The organism is uncultured Flavobacterium sp., from assembly GCF_951805225.1.
Taxonomy (GTDB): Bacteria; Bacteroidota; Bacteroidia; order Flavobacteriales; family Flavobacteriaceae; genus Flavobacterium.
Genome location: NZ_OX638201.1, coordinates 3,050,233 through 3,072,565 on the forward strand (window position 1 = coordinate 3,050,233; position 22,333 = coordinate 3,072,565).

14 protein-coding genes are annotated in these 22,333 nt (G+C 30.9%); 6 read left to right on the forward strand and 8 right to left on the reverse strand.

Translation table 11 applies throughout. From position 1 onward, the window contains the following. Positions 1-15 precede the first annotated feature (15 nt). From WN975_RS12155 to WN975_RS12190, 8 genes are all read right to left on the reverse strand, one after another. Positions 16-1,029: a hypothetical protein gene (locus WN975_RS12155; RefSeq protein WP_337966763.1), complete on the reverse strand. Its 1,014-nt coding sequence runs from the start codon at positions 1,027-1,029 to the stop codon at positions 16-18. Positions 1,030-1,143: 114 nt separating this feature from the next. Continuing rightward, positions 1,144-1,827 carry a hypothetical protein gene (locus WN975_RS12160; RefSeq protein WP_337966764.1) on the reverse strand — a complete coding sequence of 228 codons (684 nt, stop codon included), beginning with the start codon at positions 1,825-1,827 and terminating at the stop codon, positions 1,144-1,146. Between the two features lie 25 nt (positions 1,828-1,852). Further along, positions 1,853-2,926, reverse strand: coding sequence for an ankyrin repeat domain-containing protein (locus tag WN975_RS12165; protein ID WP_337966765.1), 1,074 nt, complete (start codon positions 2,924-2,926; stop codon positions 1,853-1,855). 159 nt (positions 2,927-3,085) lie between these two features. Next, positions 3,086-3,610 carry a hypothetical protein gene (locus WN975_RS12170; protein ID WP_337966766.1) on the reverse strand — a complete coding sequence of 175 codons (525 nt, stop codon included), beginning with the start codon at positions 3,608-3,610 and terminating at the stop codon, positions 3,086-3,088. A 99-nt stretch (positions 3,611-3,709) separates the two neighbouring features. Further along, on the reverse strand, positions 3,710-4,408 hold the full coding sequence (locus tag WN975_RS12175; RefSeq protein ID WP_337966767.1) for a hypothetical protein: 699 nt from the start codon (positions 4,406-4,408) through the stop codon (positions 3,710-3,712). A gap of 142 nt (positions 4,409-4,550) precedes the next feature. After that, positions 4,551-5,078 carry a hypothetical protein gene (locus WN975_RS12180; protein WP_337966768.1) on the reverse strand — a complete coding sequence of 176 codons (528 nt, stop codon included), beginning with the start codon at positions 5,076-5,078 and terminating at the stop codon, positions 4,551-4,553. Between the two features lie 77 nt (positions 5,079-5,155). Then, positions 5,156-5,845, reverse strand: coding sequence for a hypothetical protein (locus tag WN975_RS12185; protein WP_337966769.1), 690 nt, complete (start codon positions 5,843-5,845; stop codon positions 5,156-5,158). Beyond that, the gene (locus WN975_RS12190) at positions 5,842-9,858 is read right to left on the reverse strand and encodes a M23 family metallopeptidase (RefSeq protein ID WP_337966770.1); all 4,017 of its coding nucleotides are present in this window, start codon (positions 9,856-9,858) and stop codon (positions 5,842-5,844) included. Before WN975_RS12190 ends, WN975_RS12185 begins: the two co-directional genes overlap by 4 nt. Positions 9,859-10,278: 420 nt before the next feature. Here WN975_RS12190 and WN975_RS12195 point away from each other — a divergent pair, with 420 nt between their 5' ends. From WN975_RS12195 to WN975_RS12220, 6 genes are all read left to right on the forward strand, one after another. After that, positions 10,279-12,501 carry a hypothetical protein gene (locus tag WN975_RS12195; protein WP_337966771.1) on the forward strand — a complete coding sequence of 741 codons (2,223 nt, stop codon included), beginning with the start codon at positions 10,279-10,281 and terminating at the stop codon, positions 12,499-12,501. 206 nt (positions 12,502-12,707) lie between these two features. After that, positions 12,708-15,119, forward strand: coding sequence for a hypothetical protein (locus WN975_RS12200; RefSeq protein WP_337966772.1), 2,412 nt, complete (start codon positions 12,708-12,710; stop codon positions 15,117-15,119). 206 nt (positions 15,120-15,325) lie between these two features. After that, positions 15,326-18,190 (forward strand): hypothetical protein, encoded by a 2,865-nt coding sequence (locus WN975_RS12205; protein ID WP_337966773.1) that lies wholly within the window; start codon positions 15,326-15,328, stop codon positions 18,188-18,190. A gap of 116 nt (positions 18,191-18,306) precedes the next feature. Then, positions 18,307-18,654, forward strand: coding sequence for a hypothetical protein (locus WN975_RS12210; RefSeq protein ID WP_337966774.1), 348 nt, complete (start codon positions 18,307-18,309; stop codon positions 18,652-18,654). Positions 18,655-18,681: 27 nt separating this feature from the next. Further along, positions 18,682-18,861 (forward strand): hypothetical protein, encoded by a 180-nt coding sequence (locus WN975_RS12215; protein ID WP_337966775.1) that lies wholly within the window; start codon positions 18,682-18,684, stop codon positions 18,859-18,861. 201 nt (positions 18,862-19,062) lie between these two features. Then, positions 19,063-22,200, forward strand: a complete 3,138-nt coding sequence (locus WN975_RS12220; RefSeq protein ID WP_337966776.1) for a hypothetical protein — start codon at positions 19,063-19,065, stop codon at positions 22,198-22,200. Positions 22,201-22,333: the final 133 nt, after the last annotated feature.

Genomic DNA, 22,333 nt, shown 5'->3' on the forward strand with positions numbered 1-22,333 from the left:
CTTGAATATATAGTTTTATTCTTTCATCAATCCAGATATACTTTCATCAGTTAACGGATTCTCAATACTGAAAATTTTAGAATCTATAATTTCATGGTTTTTGCTTAGTACAAATATTATCCCAAATTGGTCTGCTCTGCTTAAATTGCAAATTAAGAACAAGTTACTTTTATTGGAAACTTTTCCTAAAACATTCACACTTTTAGCTTGATTTGTATATTCTGTTACACTGTCGTAAAATAATTTATATACATCTGTAGAATGACTTTTAGAAAATAAAATATTCTTTATATCCTTTTCATCAATAAACGTAGTATTTGAAGAAGTAAATTCATCAGATTCTAAATATGATTTTAAATTAACATTGCTGCTTACTGAAGCTGTTTTTTTAATAATGTATTCCAGTCTTTCCGTAGCGGGCATTTTACCTTCATTAGGAGAATTAAACTGATCGACAATTTCAAATTTTCCTTTATCATTGACTTTATAATCCACATAAGGATGAAAAGGTTTTCCTGATTCTATTTGACAGTGAATTATACCATTTTTATCAATATAGACTTTAGACGTACATTGACAGATTTGCTGATTGTATTTTGACAAATCCAAAAAATCAATAAGTTCTCCTTTTGAATTATAATTTAATAACGTGTAAACTGATTCAAGTGTCGAAAGTATTATGGTATTATAATTTGGCTGTAGATTAATTCTCTTTTTAATTCTTATCCACTCAAATGACTTTTTATCGCTATATCCAAGTTTTTTAAATTGCGCAGAAGCTTCACTATCTAAGGCTATCTTATCAAATAATAATGATTTATATTGAGATTCATTTTTACCAAAATCAATATCTTCTCCAAAATCATCACCTTCAGAGTCAAGCCTTAATGTATCCTGAAGTTTTATTAATTTAATATCGTTTATACTAAGCGGATTATTTTTAATTTCTTTTTTTATAGTTTCATTTTTGCAGCCGAGGATAACAAACAGTGTGCAAATAACAGTTATTCTACAAATAATACTATTCATAATAATTTAATTTTATCCTCTTTTAAGTTATTTTTATTTTCAGAAATTTGTCTTAGTAATTTATAAAAAAAGCGACCTCAACCGATAGCTTTTGTTTTTAAATCCAGATTTACTTTATTCTTCGCCTGCTTCAGGCTCGCATTCAACTTTTTCTTTTTTCAAATCGATTTCTACAATTTTTTCATTCCCTAAATCGAATTTATAAGCTTTTAAAACCTTAGTATATTTACCTGATGAATTTATTTTATTTATGACTACACCGCAGCAAAAATGCCCTTCGCTTGTTTCGCAAATGAAACTGAATACTTTACCATTTCCTAATTCAGAAGGATATTCACTTGTATCGTTTACTTTTTCGACTTCTTTTGCATCAACACATTTCCAATTATAATTCTTTTCTTTTTTTAGTAATCCCATCGAAAGAATCCCTTTAGATTTAATTAATCCATAGGTAAAATCTCTAATTTTAATCAGATCTCCGGCATAATCTTCTGGTCTGAATAAAATTTCTTCTAATTTGATGTTTTTAGATTGTACTACAGTTGAATCTATTAAATAATCTTCATTTGTTTCATTAAAAATATATTTTCCAAAACCATAATTCACACGTAAACCACCAAAATTAATGATACTACCATTATATATTTGACCAATTACATATTCTTTATTTTTAGAATAACTTCTTTCCTTATCATTAATAATTTTATTCGAAATTGTCTTTTTTTCTTTAGAAATCGTTTCTTGCTTTTGATTACATGAAAATAAGGAAAGGATAAAAATTAATATAAAAACTCTCATATATGTTTTTGCAGAATTTAATAACTTATTTTTTGTCGATTTTTACCCAATCATTATAAGTTGCTTCGCCTCCAACTCCTTTGATAAAATATTTTTCTCCATCCTTTTTTATAAAGAAATTAGGTTTTGAGTGTTTACAACGATCGTCATTTTCGATATAGTATAATTCTAAAATATCCTCTTTTTCAACTCCTTTATAATTTCCTTGACATAAATAATCTCCCATAAAAGATTCTGACTTTAATACAATTTCGTTTGTTGTAATTGTAAAATAATAAGTAGTATTTCCTCTTCCTTCTGTACTATATTCGCCATCTACGTGTGCTTCAAATTTGCCTAGAAATTTTTCAGTTATTGGGATGCTAAATTTTACTTTCTCTTTTAACAACAGATTTAATAAATTATAAATTTCCTGATCATTAGTTTTAGCATAACTTAAGGCTGAAATCCCATCTAAATCAACTTGATTTACATCTGCACCTTTTTCTACTAATAGTTTAATTGCTTCTTTGTTTTTACTCATTACAGCTTCTATTATAGGAATGGAAGCCATATCAGTTGCTCGATTATAATTACCTTTTATGTCAGCATTATGATTAATTAATGCTTCAATAATATGAAAATTAGAAAATTGACAAGCCAGGGAAAGTGGTGAAAGACCCGATTCTGTGTAGGTACTATTTACATTTGCTTTATTTTCTAAAAGTAAATCAACTAACTTTTCGTGTTGATTTTCAATTGCAACATAAAGTGCATCATATTGATAATAATCATCTTCTTCACCCAATTTTATATCGGCTTTTCTTGAAATAAGCCTTTTTACAAAATCATATCTGTTAAATTTGCAGCAATATCCTAATATTGTATAGGAATTGGATTCATCGAATTGATAAAACGTATTTATATTTTTAACTGTATCTATATAATGAACAAAATCTGCCTGATTTAATTCGATTGCTTTTTTTATATAATTTCCCTTATCATCAGATTTAACGGTTTCTATTTTATTACTATTTGAAATTGTTTTTTTGTCTCCTTTTTTATCACAGGAAATAAAAGCAACTAAAGATAATAAGACCAATATTTTGATATTCTTCATATTTATTTTTTTGTACGAATATAGCATTGAGTTATATTCTAAAACCTAATTAAATAATTTATAGAGTTTATATTCACCAACCCAGATTTATTTTCAACAGCTAATAGATCCTCAATACTAAAAATTTTAGAATCTATAATTTCGTTATTTTTAGTATAACTAATAAGTCTCAGAAACTAAAAAACCATATTTATCAGGTTTTGTAGAAATACTGTTTTTCAAATCAAAAACTTCACTACTAACATAATACTTGTCTCCTACTTTGACAATTTTAACCTCAGGAATTTGTTTATCCTTAAGATATTTTGAATCGTCAAGAAGACATTTTTTATGATACAAAAACAAGGTGTCTCCATCTTGATAAGGTACCATCAAATCTTTTAAAGAGCGTTCTTCAATATAAGTGGAATCTTTTGCCACATTTAGTAAATAAGAGTAACTGTAACTTGACTCGTATGAGTCCAATTCTACAACATAGTTTTTATACCATGAATCATCAATTTTTAATTTAGAAATAGAATCCAAAAAAGGTGTTTGAATCTCTTTATCTTTTTTATCAAAATTTAAGTTCTTGTTTTCATTTTGACTATGGCTATTTTCTTTTTTTTCTGAGTTGTTGTTTTTACATGCAATGATCGAAAATGCAAGAAAAAAAACTAAATAGGAGTTTTTTAATAATTTCATGTTTTATAATTTTTTAAGCTAAAATAATATATTCTTTTTAAACAAAAGCTACCGATTAAGACAACTTCAAAATGTAAAAGACTTCAAGTTTAGCATACTTTATTCATCCCCTATTTCAGGAAAACATTCGACTTTTTCTTTTTTTAAATCGATCTCAATAATTTTTCCATTTAACAAATCGAATTTATAGGCTTTTAAAACTTTATCATATTTTCCAGATGAATTTATTTTATTTATTACAACACCAAAGTATTGATTGCGCTTATTATTATAACAGTCAAAAGATAAATATTGATTTCCTTCCATTTTATATTGATGCTCGTCCATATTTATTGCTTTACCGATGTCTAATATATCAATCACTTTCCATTTCTCTCCTTTTTCTTTTTTAAAGAATACTGTTAAAAGATTTCCTTTTTGATTAATATTTAACACGCCAAAATCTCTGATTTTAATTACGTTTTGATCACTAGCTTTTTCATCGTTTAAAATTAATATACTTTGATGTTTTTCATCTTCATTTATTGTCGAATCAATTAAAAAATCTGGATACTCTTCTTCAAATTTATATTTACCATTGTTGTAATTTACATATATACCTGTCAAGTCTAAATCAGAATCTTTGTATACCTCATCAATTTTAAAATCTGGCTTTTTTTTGTTAGATACTTGCAAAGAATCTTCTGAACTATTCTCTTTTATAGTATCATGTTCATTAGATAATTTATTAATCTCGGTTTGACTTTTTTTTCCACAGGAGAACAATAAGATAACAACCAATAAGATTATTTTTTTCATATATATTATTTATTTACATCCATTTCTCATAATCATCCTGATGGATATATTTTGAGTATTTTTTTTTAATATTTATTTACCATCTCCCATTTCTATTACTACGTCTTCCCATTCATTTTCAGATCCAATAATTTTGCTTTCATTATTTTTTTTTGAATACCACTACGCATCCTTCATTTTCAACAACCATAAGATTATCAACAAAAAAAGCGTCTTGAAAATATTTGTCTAATTCAGAGTTTTTATCATAAACTCTTTTATTACGAATAGCTTCAATATTATTTGGTAAGATGATTCCAAATTCATTTTTCAATAGTTTTTTATAAGAATTAAGCAAATATGCATGATCAAAAAAAGATTCAGATGAAATTTTATCTCTATACACATTGTCAGTATACTTATTTGAAATAAATACAGAATCTCCTGATATATCAATCATTAAAGATTTAAATTTTTTAACATCACAAACATATTCTCCTTTAGCCAATGGTACTGATTTATAAAAGATCCAATTATTTCTAACTTTTCCAATGGTCGAATTATCGACAATTACAGCTTTTTTTTCTTTTACTGCTTCCTCTTTATTTTTGTCTTGTTTACATGAAAAAAAAGACAATAAAACTAAACCAACTATAACTTTAAAATAAGATTTTCTACTGATTTGAATCATATACTTTTAATTTTTATGCTAAAATAGAATATTCTTTTAAACAAAAAACTACCCGGTTAGAGGTAGTTTTTTGTTTACTATTTTATTTTTTCCTTAATCTCTTTAATACTCATGTATGCAAAATTTCCAATTTTTTCCTCCAAAATATCTAAATCTTTTTTACCACTATCAAAATATATTATAGGGAGTTTTTTTTGGTTGAGACTCATTTTTTTTTCTTCGTAATCTGGAATATTATTCTCAATTGTCGTTAAAAGCTTATTATCTTTTAAGATAATGTCATTTATATCTCCAGAATATCCCCAATATTTTTTATCTTCTTTAAGTATAATTGGATCAAAATTAAAGATAACATTAGACTTTAAATTTTGAGTATTAATATTATAAAATGCACAATCAACCGAACCTTCTTCTGATATAATTTTCAGCATTTCTAGTTCAGGATCCTCATCAATATTTAGAAACCATTTTTTATTAGATTCAGAATAAAATTTATTTACTAATTTAATTTCATCATCATTTAAAAACCAGTACTCATTATATTCTCCTTTTTTCTCGTCTAGAGTCAAGCAAATAAAAATTGTTAAATCTTGCTTCAAGTTTACTTTTTCGGTCTTAATAATTTTTAGGTTCCTCGGAATTTTATTTTTGAGATTTTGCGAAGCCTCAACTTTTTCAGGCTCCCTCATGTTTTTTTCTTTTGAACATGACATTAACATAAAAAAATTAAAAACTACAAAAAAGCTAAGTTTTAATTTATTAATCATATTTGTTTTTCTTTGTTTGGATTCAAATCTACAAATAAATCTTTAATTTCTTTTGTAGGATCAACCCTTCCTCTAAATTCTTTGGACTCATCTCCCCATTCTTTTAATGGTCTAACTTCAAAATGTAAGTGTGTTTTTTCTTGTGTCAAATTTTTTGCATTTCCAGATTTACCAGTATATGCAATAATTTCTCCTGCTTTTACCCAAGATTTATCTTCAATAAATTTGCTTTTTTCCCTTAAATGAGAATAAGCAAAATAATACAACTTAGAGTCATAATATCCTTTTAAAACAACCGTATTCCCATAACCTCCAGCTGTACTGTTAAACACAATTAAGCCATCTACACAAGCGTGAACAGGCGTTCCCACTGGCGCATATAAGTCAAGACCCTCATGTTTTCCTGAATCTCTTGTCGGAGTATATCCAAATTTACTATCATTTAGTCTCCAAGTACTATACCATCCTCTTAACTCCATTCTATCGAGTGGGTTCCTCCAGACATTTCTACCATATTTACCATTCTCTAAACTAATATAGTACTCATCAATCAATTCTTTTATTTGTATTCCATCTTTTGGAGTATTAACATCTAAACTAGCATTTTTATCATAATATGTTGTTCCTACTTCGTAGATTGTTTTATCTAGCCCTCTTCCGACATATGCAGGAGCAAAAACAGCCATATAGATCTCTTCCGGAATAGTTGGCAAAATTGCTACCGAATTCATATACTTCTCAACCTTAGTCAATTGATCCAATTGAGTCATATTAGCATACTTAAGTTTTAATTCATTAAGCGCATCCATTCCATCCCCATTGTATTCTCCCATGTCAGTAAGTGCATTTAGAGTAAATTGAATCAATCCTACTGCATGTGATATTCTATTCCCCTTTTTATCATACGTAATAAATGAATCTTTAGTAAGCTGTTCTTTTGGAATTAATTTCTTACCTTCTATTTGGTGCGGAGCAAAAGTACCACCTGTTTCTCTATTCATTACTGCCATAAGTCCATTTGCCATTTCCAATGTGTTTTTCGGCCAAAGTCTTTTACAAATTTGTACAACTTTAACTCTAAAATCTTTATTTACTTTAGCACCCCAAACCAATAGTGGATTATTTTCATCAAATTTTTCTTTCTTACTTTCATCCTGTTTAACATTAACTACAATAGCATTCAACCCATTTTGTGAAGAAACTTTAGATTCAACACCTTCAATTCCAATATAAAATGTATCTATCAATCCTGATAGTACGCTTATTTCCTTCCAATTTTTGTTCAATGTAAAATTAATTACAGCAACTCCTTCATTGTCTACAATAACTTTAGTGCTCTGTTTAGGATGATGAACATCTTTGTAGATTTTCAAATTCACCGCTTTTCCAACCATATTTAAAGTCTTAACTATTCCTGTTACTTTTGCTCCATAAGGAACTTGAGTAAATGGATTTACACGATTACCGTCATACATGAAATAAGCATCTGTTATTTTCGCACTCGTCGTAACATTTAATAAAGTTTCATTATAAGCGTTGGCATTTTCCTTAAATAAATAAGGCACATTTCCGTTTTGTAATCCTTCGAGTTCAAATCTAATTTTGGCGGTTTTTCCACTTTTAAGTCCAAAATGTTTCTGCAAATTGGCATCAAATTTTAAGATTTTATTTATTTCTCCATCACTATTGGTCGTAGTATCGTTATGATAATTAACTTCTTTGCTGTCATTTAAGTAGAATTTAATTCTTACAGGTTGATTCACATATCCAGGAATACTTGCTTTGATATGATTTATCTCTCCGGCAAAACCAGATCTTTTCTTTTTGTTTCCATCATTATAAGTCCAATAAGCTTCGGTTACTTGCGGATGTCTTACGAATATTTTTTTGCTTGATGCTGATTTAGATCCTTGCTTAACATTACTATAAGCTTCAATTGTAAAGTCACCTTCTATTTTAGGAATTGAAAAGGTAAAAGATTCTCCTTTAACCAAATATTGCTTTCCTGCATCATTATTTTCTAATTGCAATGGCAAACGATCCGGAATGTATATTTGACCTTTTTTATCATAAACCAGCCATTTAATATTTTGTTTTTCTTGCGGTGTAGCTGGCTCAATCATAAAGTTTTGAGCTTTAAATATGACCTTTTGATTTGATTTACTCCATAAATAAATATCCTTTTCGACCTTGTTCTCTATTATCTCGATGCTATTAATAAAGTTTTTGATTGTCTTAATACTGTATTTTTGATTCAAAGTATATTGATCTTTACTAACAACTTTAATACTGTATTCTCCAAAATTTGACATAGCAAGCTTAACAATACCAGTTGAATCCAATTCTTGTTCGTCTGAAATTGTGGTTACTTTATCTGCGTTTACATAAGCAATCTGATAATAAAGTTTTAACGGATTTAATGTTTTTACTTCAGGATTTTTTAAGGTTACTTTAAATGATTGCTCTTCAGTAAAAGGTCTTACAAAATTGGTTTTAATAGTTGCCGGAGGTACAATTGTAATTTCCTGAGCAATTATTTCTACTTCTACAAAAGCCGCTAATTTTACATTTTTCTTATTATTACTATTTGATCCCGGATTTTTACCGTAAGCTTCCACTTTATATTTTCCTGGCGTATCAAAATTATAACTAAACGAAGTACCTTCGTTTATAAAAATAATTCCTTTGTCATTTTTCTTTTGGCTATTATAAACAATCCAATTGATATCTTTCTTTTTTAAATCTCCATCCTTCACAAGAGCCTCATCAAGAATAAAATCCAAGCTTTCGCCTGTGATAAATTTAATTGCATCAGTATTTTTAATTTTAACAGCACCTTTATTTACATCACTTCCCTTAAGCTCTTTGTTATTTATTTTTTTTAAGAAAACATACACATTTTCTTCCCCAATATCGGCATAAAGTCTATCTGCGCTTAAATTAGGGTATATTTTTGTTTTGGTAGTTATAGTGATTGTAGCTGGAAATTTTTCAAGTCCTTCAACTTCTTTCAATAATAAAAATAGTTCGTTGTATCGCTCAAAAAGATTGGCAACATTGATTGTCTCATCCTTTAATTGTTTTTGGATTAGTTTCCAACGTACCGAACTATCACTAGAAATTTTACCTTTGAGTATATTAGCATCAATCGATTTGATCATTTTTTCGCGAACAATATCCCAATTAAAATTTTGAACAATAACCTGATTTACTTGTTTTAATGCAGCATACATTTGTGTAAACAATATATGTTCTGGCTTACCATCAAAATCTTTTGCAGTATAGCCTTCTGTAAAAGCTTTAGAAATATTATTCCAATAATCTCTTCCAACGATATCATTTGTAAAAGTAGCCAAAGCTAATTTCTTTTTAATTTCTTCTTTAATAATTTCGATACTTGGTTCATCAATTCCAGCCTGAAGCATTTGAGGCACTGATAAAGTTTGTTGCGCTGCCACACTTGCATAAATACTATTAGCATTATTTTCGCCTCCTTGAATCGGAGAAGTATTGTTGGCTGATTCGGCAGAACTCATTATTGGACCGCCAGTCGTATCAGCAACGCCTTCTCCGATTGAAGCGTTAGAAGTTGTTGTCTCTGCAACTGAAGAAGTATTACCAAACAGCTTTGGTACGCCGTTGATGCCTTCTCCAGTTGAGACTATATTATTTGCGATTGTTCCCTCAGAAACCGAAGAAGTATTGCTTACCGATACTTGTTGCTTTCCGCTTTTTTCAGCGGTCGTATTTGTAGCGCCTTCTCCGATTGAGGTACTGGAATTGTTTGCAATAGTATTTAGAGATTTTTGCTCCAGCCATACTTGCTCTATATCTTTTTGCTGATTTATTTCTTTTGAAACTTTGGCTAACTCTTTTATGATAGCTTCTGTTAAGTGTTCTGAGCTTTTTATGTCAGCACTATTTTTTATTGAAAGATTGAAATTGTGAATTGCATTTTTACTCATCGCTATAGTATTTTTTCTGGATGTAAAAGTACTATTGATATGTGTCATTTTGAAATTTTAAACCACTTGTATTCAGTAGTTTCAGTAAGTTTATATTCTACTGAAACTACTGAAAACAGTGGGCTTTTTCCTCTTCATTTTGTATTCTTCTGACTTACTTTTACACCCTCAAATATCAAATAGAGGCATCTGTTTTTAGGCAATAATAACTTGCTGATTCTCCTCTGATTTCTCAAAAAACAATCACAACATTTTGTATTAATCATTTAAAAAACAATAACCATTATGGATTATCTATTAGCAATTGGCATGATTAAAATGCCCAAGATACCTGACAAGAATAATTTCATTTTTTTTAAAATCTAGCTTTTAAAGAAAATATTCCAACTCTATAAAACCCAAAAAGTGTCCATTTTAAGGACCATCACAAAAAATCAACTTTATCAATAATTAAAAAAGAAATAAAATATGGCTTTACAAACATTAGAAACTATAAAAAGCTGGTTTAAAACTGGTTTAAAACCTACTCAAACTCAATTCTGGGACACATGGGATAGTTTTCGCCATAAAAGTGAAAAAATTCCAGTAGCTGAAATTGACGGGATTGATGAATTACTCCAAAATAAAACGGAAAAGGAAGTATTTGAAAATCACTTAACAGATCCAAATGCGCATGCGGAATCATTTGACGAAAAACTTGACAAAGGAGGTTTTATAGGTACAGCAAAAAACATTGATGATCGATTGTCAGCAATAGAAAATACAGATCGGGTTTTGAAATTTGGCACAATTGCTTTAGCAGGACTTGATGTAACGATCGCTGCAAATGCTTTTGCATGGGTTTTGAATAAAATTTCTTATTTAAATCCTGATACTTACTCAGAAACTATCATTGCAGCAGCAACAGGAATGTATCGTAATGATATTGTAGTGGGTAACGAAAACGGTACTTATGAAATAATAAAAGGTTCCGAGGGAGCAACCGGAGCGGCAGCTGTCGAACCATCTGTGCCAGCAAGAACTATTAAATTAGGTTTCATATCTGTTTTTGGAGCCTCTGTTATTGATTCAGGAAGTACTCCATCTATTGAAAAACCAACAATTGTCGACAATGACAGGTTGATAATTAATGATAGTGACGATTCATTTTCTAAAAAAGGGATTAAGTTTTTGAATTTAAAAAATGCTCTGACTCTATTTTTTGAAGCACTTTTTTTAACCCAAACAACGAATCAAAATATCTCGGGAATTAAAACTTTTCTAGCAGGAAAATTTGGTTTGAGAAATGTCGCGAATACGTTCACTTCGTTTTTTACAAATTCTAATACTGCATCAAGAACTTATACGCTTCAAAATAGAGATGGGATTTTACTTGATAATACGGATCTATCGACAATAAATACAGCATTAGCAACAAAGCAATCTGTGTTTTCTGGTGTTTCAAATTATATTACAAAATCAATTAATGCTACAACTTTAGGGTTAAGCAGGCTTTTGGACACTGGAACTTATTTTGGAATTGGAACAATAAATAATCCATTAAAAGACATTACGCTTGGTAATCAAGTTGCCAGAGAAATAGGAATAGAAGATTCTGATAGTTTGAATGCTGGACGAGATCTAACGTTAACAGCAGGCAGGGCAATTAATTTTCTTATTTCTTTTATACTACAGCCTCTTTTACAAACTCCTAGGAACTACACTTCTATGTGGACTGATTCCTCAAATAACGTATATGCAGGTTCTTATAATGGTAGTCAGGTTTATAAACAAACTAATTCGACAGGGCCATTTATACAAGTACCCGGAACTCCTGCTGGTGCTGGTGTTGCAGGTTGTATTGCCCCTAATGGAGATTTTTATCTAGCATCTTATAATGGTGGTATATATAAACAAACTGGTGGAATTGGCGCTTGGACTTTAGTAGATAGTACTCCTAGAATATACAGATCAATGTGTGTTACTCCAAACGGGGATATTTTTGCTAGTATAGGAAATTCCAACTTTTATAATGGAACTGCTGTAGGTGATATTTATAAACAAACTGGTGGAACTGGTCCTTTTGTAGCAATGGGATTTCCTACCCAACCTTATACTTTATGCTCAATGCCTAACGGAGACGTATACGTAGCTGTTAATGGTGGTTCAATTTATAAAATTTTAGCAGGAACTACAACTCTTACTGATACTCTACAAACTAATAGAGCATGGTATGGATTAGCAACAACACCTAGTGGCAGCGATGTATATGCTTGTGTGTATAACGGTGATATTTACAAACAAACAGGAGGAACTGGAAATTTTGTAGCCACTGGACAATCTACGAGAGGATATCATTCATTAGCTATAAGTTCGTCATTGAATATCTATGCTTGCGTAATTAGTGGGGATATCTATTATGTGAATATTAATTCATTAGGAACATCAAATCTTAATGGAGGAACATTGTTAAATAAAGCTGGTACGGGAAAAGGAACTGGGCAATCCCGTTATCAAATTTGGACAGGACAAAAAACAGTTTCTGGCACAGATATGCAAATTCTAACTAAAAGAATCGAAATTGATGAAAGTGGCAATTACACTAGAATTGGCACACCAGTTTATCCTGATAATACTGCTGCTTTAGCCGGAGGTTTAAAAGTAGGAATGGAATATAGAACCAGCACAGGAGTAAAAATGGAAGTATATTAAGTTATACAAATCATTAAGATACAAATCAATAACCTTATCAATTAAAATGATCAAGTTGAAAAACGGATGCAAAGAACTTTTATATCCTTCCGGCAAAATAAAACAACAAATACTACTACTTAAGAATCTATCTGAAACACATAATACATCATAGATTCAATACCAAAAAAAATCAATTTTATCAATAATTTAAAAAGAGAAAAAATATGGCTTTACAAGCATTAGAAACTATAAAAAGCTGGTTTAAAACTGGTTTAAAACCTACTCAATCTCAATTCTGGGACACATGGGATAGTTTTCGCCATAAAAATGAAAAAATTCCAGTAGCTGAAATTAACGGAATTGATGAATTGCTCCAAAATAAAACGGAAAATGAAGTATTTGAAAATCACTTAACAGATCCAAATGCGCATGCTGAATCTTTTGACGAAAAACTTGACAAAGGAGGTTTTATAGGTACGGCAAAAAACATTGATGATCGATTGTCAGCAATAGAAAATCCAGATCGGGTTTTGAAATTTGGCACAATTGCTTTAGCAGGACTTGATGTAACGATCGCTGCAAATGCTTTTGCATGGGTTTTGAATAAAATTTCTTATTTAAATCCTGATACTTATTCAAAAACTATCATTGCAGCAGCAACAGGAATGTATCGTAATGATATTGTAGTAGGTAACGAAGCTGGTACTTATGAAATAATAAAAGGTTCTGAGGGAGCAACCGGAGCTGCAGCTATCGAACCATCTGTGCCAACTGGAACTATTAAATTAGGTTTCATTTCTGTTTTTGGAGCCACTGTTATTGATTCAGGAAGTACTCCATCTATTGAAAAACCAACAATTATCGACAATGACAGGTTAATAATTAATGATAGTGACGATTCATTTTCTAAAAAAGGAATTAAGTTTTTGAATTTAAAAAATGCTCTAAATAAAGTTTACAAATCTTGGTTTTTAAGTATTGATATTATAACCGGAATAGCATACACGTTTTTAATTGATGATTACAAAAAAAGCAAGCTTTTCACAAACGCCAATCCTGTAACTTTAACAATTCCAACAGATGCAATTGTCGCTATCCCTATTGGTGCAAAGATCCAATATACACAACAAGGTAACGGTGCTGTTACGGTTGGTGGTGCAGGTGTTGCTATTCTAACCAATTTATCTCTAACATCCGTTCAGGGTGAAACTAGAATTTTAACAAAAATTGGCACAGACACTTGGACTTTAGAAGGCTCTAATACGATTTCTGTCAAAGACAGTAATTCTATTGAGCAATTCAAAATAACAACTGATGTAAGATTTAAAGGAGTAAAATTTAACTCGGCAACAAAAGAAATAGCAGTATCACCAATTACAATAAATACCGCATATGTACATTCAGTAAATGGTAATGATTCTACCGCTGAATTCCAAAACGCAGATAAACCATACAAAACTATCGATGCTGTATTTGCACAATGGACTGGCGAAAATCCCAACGTATTCGTCCGAGTAGTTATTTTAAATTCAGCAACATATCAAATCAATGCAGCATGGCCATTAGTTCACTTTGAAATATATTCCGACTTTCCTTGCGTGTTAGATTTTACAAATAACGCAAATGGTTACTTATTTTCAATTTACAATGGTATAACTAATTTTTATTATTCATTCAATTTAAAAAGGGGCAAAATTTATAACAATAGAGGCACAGCTGGCGTATGTATAGGTACAACTGATGGCTATTGTGATGTACAGGTAAATGAGATCTATTGGAATGCTACAACTACAATATTCTACAACACAGCTTTAACATTAACTTACTTAAACATATTAAGCACAAAAGCGCACATTAATAATAGTATAGGCAGTCTTATAGGTAATATCAATTTATCTACTTTCACCATATTATCCGGCGCAACGAATGCTAGCTTTTTTGGAAACATAATAACAGTAAAACAACTGATTTTAAATTCAAATGTTACTTTTTTTAGTGATGGTGAAATTTGGAATATAGGAAATGTAACTGGTACGTTGTTTTTTCAATATACTCATGGCCGTACCTTCACTTTAAATTTTTTAAATTCTACAATTTCCGGAGGATTCATTTTTGCTCAAAATCAAGGAAATATAACATTCTCAGGGATAATTAAAAGCCTTGGTAACTGGGGAGGTACAATACTTGCCCATTCTTCAAGAATACCAGTTATAAACCTGATAAACCTAACTATTCTTTCAATGTCTGGAACAATAACATTATTGTCAGATTATGGAACCGTGAATATAATTAATTCATATATAAAGCTCTCTGGGCTTTTAATAGCATGGAATGATTTAGGTCTCAATAGTAACATATTCATAGATAAATCTACAGTTTATCAAAGCACTACAATTAGTCCTATTATATCAATTAATAATACAAACGGTATTGTGACTGTAGGTTCTCTTGATTCAAATGCTACATCAATTACAAATCAATCAACTCAAGTAGTAAAAAAAATACACAAAACTTACAATAAACTTACCATGATGTCGCAGTATAATAATGATGCTGAAGCCACAATTGGAGGTGTATCAGTGGGGGAAAACTACATAGAAACAACAACTGGTTATGTGAAAACACGGTTAATCTAAAAAATAAAATGAAACTAAACACATCCTCTATACTTTCTTAATCCAACAGGATAAAGCTGTGACAATAAATCCATAGAAGGTATTCCTTTTAAGCTCAATACAACCTTACTTAAAAATCAACCTTGAAACGCATCCATTATAGATTCAATACTAACAAAAAATCAACTTTATCAATAATTTAATTACACAATTTAAAAGCAAAAAATATGGCTATACAAACATTACAAACTATAAAAAATTGGTTTAAAACAAATTTAAAACCTACACAAGCTCAATTTTGGGATACTTGGGATAGTTTTCGACATAAATATGAAAAAGTACCTGTGAAAGATGTTGACGGAATTGATGAATTGCTTGCAGAAGCTATTAATCAAATACCTACTCTAAACGGAAATCCAAATACTATATCTAAATTCAATTCATCAGGAAATGGTTTAGAAAATAGTTCTATATCAGACGATGGTAATAAAGTTTTAATAAATGAAAAACTCGAAATTAATAGTAAATCACCTGGTCAAAGTGGTTTGAAATTTACGAATCTTAAAAATGAGGAGAGTGCCATCACAGGACCTATAAATATTGCTACAGGTATAACTGGCTATACAAATGGCTCTGCAATTGATAGTAAAGGTAATATCTATTTATACGAGGAACTTGGCGGAACATCAATCTACAAAATTAATAGTTTTACAAATGCTGTAACTCGTCTTGCAACTTTACCTTCTCGTGTAGATGGAGTAAAAGTCGCTGATTCAGATAATGTTTATTTCACTTATATTACTTATGAAGAAGGTGGGACAACAAGTATCGGAAAAATATCTCCTGATGGAATTGTTACTGATGTTCTAATAAATATGAACGGATACTTCGGCAAAATGGCTCTTGATACAGAAACAGAAGATCTATATTTGACAAGAGGTGATGAAGTAATCAAAGTTACATCTTCAGGATTGGTTTCAACCTTTATTCCTTCAATATCGATTGGTTCTGTTAATTGCATGGCAGTAGATTATAATCACAATCTTATTTTAGCATTAAGTAATTCCACTATTTTAAAAGTTAAACCAGATCAAACAAAATCTGTTTTAACAACTTTAAACAGTCCTGCATCGCCTCGATCAATGCTTATTGATAAAAACAATACTATTTATACAGCAAATTATTACAGTGATAATATTGCGGCTATATCTCAAACAGGCGAAACTCGCTACATTGGGGATATTGGAGAATATAATGCCGAATTAGGAATGGACAACGACGGTAACTTCCTGACAGTTGCCCATAATGCAAGGAAGCTTTATTTGACTACTCCTGAAGGTGTTTCAAGAATCCTGGGAGATACGTCAGAATTTCCAAGACTTCCATTAGTTAATTCAAAAAATGAAATTTTCGTTTCAAACTATTATGGACAACTTCAAAAATATGTGCCATCGTATAAAGGAGCATTGACAGTTGATGAAAATGGAAATGTTGTATTATATGACAATAAAGCTACAGGAGGTTCGCAGGATTTACAACAAACTTTAGATAAAGGAAATGTAACAAGTAAAAATGCCATTTTTAGAGACAATAATTATACTTCAATTATAAATGCAAGCGACATTTCTTTAAACGAACCTACAGTTGGAACAACATCTATACAACCTTCGAATATTCAATTACTTAATCCTACAGGAAATGTAGGAGCTATGCTAAAAAAAGATGGGCTAAGTTTATATGATGACTCTGGGCAAAATTCATCGAGATTAATACACAATCCGGAATCAACTTATTCAGCAAATTTTAAGTTCCCTTTAAAAACAAATAATAGTGACGATCAAACTCTAGCTTCTATAGAAGATATTACGCTTCAAAAAGCGGTAGATAACGACGGAATCGCTAAAGTCACAAGTCCTAATGGAGAAAATTCAGCCTCTTTAGTTTTATTTGCTGCTGATGGCGGATTAGTTTCAGGATTTGGCGGAAAATATGAAACTAACAATTCCCAATTTACGGCTAGTTTAGGAAAAGCTTTAATAACTCAGGATTATACTCCGGATGAAGATAAATACTCCTCTTCATTAGAATTTGAAACTCCTTTTGCAGCAGCAAATTCAGGTGGAGCAAGATTCAAAATCCCCGCCAAAGATCCGGGAGAATATATTTTAGCAACAACTAATGATTTTATGACTATTAATGGAGAGTCTATTATTGGTGATGGTGATATATCTATAAGCGCAGGCGCTGCCAGCGGTTTGGATGCTACATTGGCCGCAAAAAATCATGCCGATTCGCCTATAATTCTTTCTGATTATTATGTAAGTCCAGAATATTATCAAGGATTAAAGCTTTTTGCTTCAACAGGAAATACCTTTTTACAAAATCATTATTCTGGCGGAATCACAGGTTTCTTAGAATTAAAACCCGGAAATTTAGGTTTATGGCAAGCTGCTACGGATTCTACCGGCAATAGCGCTAGTATGGAAATATCTGGAGGAGGTTGGGGAAGAGCTCCGGAGATCACGTTTAATAAACGTATCAATGGAGAATATTCTCTTTGCTCTGTAAAAGCAGCAGATCCATCAGAAATAGATGATTTGACTACGAAAGGATATGTTGATTCTAAAGTTATTGCAAAAGCAGGGATTGATTCTCCAACCTTTACAGGAACTCCATGTGTACCAACAGCAGCACTAACTTCTGATACAACACAAATTGCATCTACGGCTTTTGTAAATGCAGCAATAGAAAATTCGATTAAGGATCTAAGACCATATAAAATATACACCGCATTACTAACTCAAACTGAAGAAAACGATCCTACTGCTATTGTTTTAGAAAATACACTAGGAGGAGAAATTGTTTGGACACGTATGTATAGAGGAGCTTATACTGCAGTTCTTGCAGGTGCTTTTACTGTTGGCAAAACAGCAATATTTACAACTCCCGGATTTTCAGAAATGACATTCCTTACTTGTATTGAATCAAATTATGACAGTGACGTTATTTTTGTTCAGACCTGCCAAGGACCATGGGATTTAAGTGATGGAATGCTTAGAAAAACTTCAATAGAAATAAAAGTTTACAACTAATTATAACCTTGTATAATACAGCTTCACTTTTAATTAAAACTTATTAGATCTCTTCTAATAAGTTTTAATTAAAAAATAACTTAACAAATCATTTAATCCCATAACTCAAATAAAAAATGGCAATACAAACATTAGAAACTATAAAAAGTTGGTTTAGAACAAACTTAAAACCTACGCAAACTCAATTTTGGGATACTTGGGATTCTTTCAGACATAAAAACGAAAAAGTTTCTGTAAAAGATATTGAAGGTGTCGAAGAACTACTGGTAGAACTTAAAGTTATCAGATCTGGAAAATTCGTGATTTTTAAAAGAAACTCCAATGGAAATGATTCAATTCCTGAATATGGAGATTTTGTAATGGGAATCGTCGAAGATAAATTTATAAATGCAGTCTACTTAGGCGGTGATATGACTTCACTGGAAAACTTTGATGTTATCACCCAAACAGAATTAGCAAATTAAACAACTAAATTATTCAAACCACAAAAGATGAAAAACATAACTAAAAATTGGAGAACAACTCTTGCAGGAATTATCGTTGGTGGCGTAGCTGTTGCAGTTGCTTTAGGCTACATCACTGCAGAAGTTGGCGGACAAATAACCGGCGTTTGTGTTGCGCTGGGCTTAATTGTAAGTAAAGATGGAAATAAAACCGGAGTTATAAAATAAGTTGTTCTTAATAATTACAAACTAAAATGTTTAGTCAAAATTCATAAGACTCTCGCATCCGTTTTTGAATTAGAACATTCAAGTTTATCAGAGAGAACATAAATTATCTGATAATCTTGAATGTTTTTATTTCTAAATACAGGAAGGCAACCTAAAAACAAATAACAACACTTTTTTAAAAATAATCAATCACACTACAATATGGCAATAAATATCAATACTATTTTAGACTGGTTTAAAACCGGAAAAAAACCAACACAACAACAATTCTGGTCTTCCTGGCAAAGCTTTTGGCATAAGGATGAAACAATCCCACAAAGCAATATAGATGGACTTATTACTGTCTTGAATGCAAAAACAGAGAATGATCTATTTAACGCCCATAAAATTGATGGAGATGCACATGCAGCTTTATTCGGATCAAAAGAAAACAAGAGCGATAAAGGTGTAGCAGGCGGTTATGTACCATTGAATGAAATTTCAAAAATAGCATCACAATATTTAACAATTATAAATGACTTGATAACTGGCGGCTCTGATGCTATTTTAAGCGCTGAGCAAGGCGTGGTTTTGCAGAATCAGATCAACGCAATAAATACAATTTTATCCTCTAACGATGTTGACTTAGACACGATACAGAAAATTGTTGACACGATTAAAGAAGTTGAAACGTCCCTTGAAACTATATTAGTAAACGACCTTACTACAGGAGGTACTACCAAAGCACTTACGGCTGAAATGGGTAAAAATTTAAAAGCCTTGATTGATGTTCTAGTAGTTAATAAAACAAATTCAGGTGGTTTTACAGGAACTTCACAACAGCTAAAAAACGAAATTGACAGTATTTACCAACCTAATGTTTTAATTCGTTCCGTACCTCCCACTCGTTCGGGCGATACCTTTACTTATCCATCAGGAGAATATGAATATCTGATTAATAAAACACATTACATTAACAGTGCTAGTTTTTCGGTGACAATTCCTGCAACAAGTACGTCTGAGCACAAAAGAACGGACTTAATTTATGGTAAGCCTGATAATACAATTGCTAAATTAGAAGGAATAGAAAGCACAACAGTTGCCGTTCGTCCAGAAGCTCCAACAGGATGTGTAGCTATTTCTTTTATTAATGTATTTGGAAGCATTGCAAGTGATCCTGCTCCTGTTACACAGGAAATTTCAATTCAAGATTCATTAGGAAGTGAAAAGTTTAAGGTTAAAGATTATCTAAGAGTTAAAGGAGCTTCTTTTAATATCGGAGCTAAGCAAATCGAAATTGATCCAACACTTCCATTATCAGCATTTTTAGACACTGTAAATGGCAATGACTCAACAGCTACATTAGGTAATATTAATAAAGCATTCAAAACATTAGAAAAATTAGTACAAGCTCTACCTGTAACAACTGGTGAAACGTATACAATATACATGATGAGTTCAACGGTCAACGTACTAAGACAATTACCTATTAGAAATTTGAATTGGGTTTCTTATACTGGAACAACTTTAGATTTTACTAATTGTATGAATGCAGATGGAGTTACACATTCAACTGATGTTCTTCAAAACATAGGAGGTGCAGAAAGAACTTGGAATTTTATAAATTCAAATATTTCTCTTAAATGTACTTATGTAGGAAAAAAAACTTTTACCAGAGGCGGTGTAGAAGATTCAGGGCTTCTTATTCTTGGAAATATAAATGTACTTGATTGGCAATCGCCAGGAGGTGCAAGTTATAATGGTGTTTTTTGTCCTAGAATGGGGAGTGATTTTATAATAAATACAATGTTTGACTCTCCACAAGCAAATACTGCGTTTTATGCGTCAGGAACATCAAAATACACAAGAATAAGAATTAAGACTTTAAATGTAAATTATGTTAGATCTTTAACGAGAGTTTTTGTTGGTGATTTTATAATCGAAAATTTAGTACAGGTAGGTAATTCAGCGCAATCATGGACAATGCATCAAGGTTTAACATCAAATGTAAATCAAATATTTAAGACCCTAAATTTTAATGGAACGATAACACCCATTGTATCACAACTAACATTCGATAATGCAGTAATATCTAGCACTTGTTCTATTTCATTGATTAATACAACTAATATAACTGGAAACGTATTAAGTTCTACAACTTACATACAAAACACATATGCTCAACAAAATCATTATTTCAAAAACTTTACAGGAAAACTTTCTTCAATTCAAATAGTTATTGGAGGAACGGTTACTTTCGAAAATTGTTCTATAGAAGTAAATGACTGGCTAGTTTCAAGAGAAACAACTAGTACGCTTGTAAAATGTTTGTTTTTTAAAGGAATAAATACAATAAATAGAGTTAATGCAACAGCTACAGGATTATTTAGAGCACATCAATCTAATGGACCTCAATTGGTAATGCCAATTGATTGTACTATTAGCGGAAACTTAAAAACAAATTCAGCAACTTACGGTAAAGATGTTACAGCTATTTATTCAGATGCTACATTTAAAGAGAAGGCTAATGAAATTGTTGTTAGGAGCAAAACAGATTTAATTAATAAAGTTCTTAGTTCTACCACAACTTATATTGTTGATGGAGTATTGACTTTATTGGCTGGAGAATATATACAAGTTCCGGCAGCGGGACTAACGATAACAGGTTATGGATTCGATGTATCCCAAATAAATAAAAATGTAGCTGGCCAGTCTATTTTTACGAGTCCTGCAGGTAATAGTGGAAATTTAGTAACAAGAGATATTCAGTACAATTCCGGATTAGGAAGCGTTTTTAATATTACTGATTCTGATGGAACGCATGCGCTTGAATTAAATGATGTCAATTTCTTAAATTGTTCTACTATAGGAACTTTTAACGGGTATAGGCAATTTACAGGAACTACTTGCGGAATTTATGGATGCTCTAATGGTTTTATTCTAAAAGGAAATTGGAGCGGCTTTAAATTTACTAACTCAAATGTTACATCGTTTTTAAGTGGTGGTACATTGATTAAAAGAGATACAGATACATTGTTTTCAAACCGTCTTTATCTTGATTTGAATTTTTCATGTAATACTGGCGCAATACTTTCGGATTTTGGTCCATCTAATTTTGCATCAGATGAGTTATTTCAAATCAATAACACATTGGCTAGTTATGGCGGTTCAAAAGATGCTGCTACAAATACACCTATTTTACTTCCTAATATCACTCCAAACGACCCAAAAGCAAGGTTTACAAACTGTTTGGGTATAGCTTTGAGTGCTACTAAATTTCAAGATCTTAAAAGTCCTAATGGTAACGTTTGGCGGGTTGCAGTTGATAATTCAGGCAATATTGCTACAAGTAATATTTAGAAATTGTATTCTCAGGAGTAAGAGAATCAAAAAAAGCCCTCCAACAATAATACTTCGTACATAATTATTAGCAAGATTAAACCACAGCATTGGAAGGTAAAAAAACATCTTCTTGCTGTGGTTTTGTAGTAAT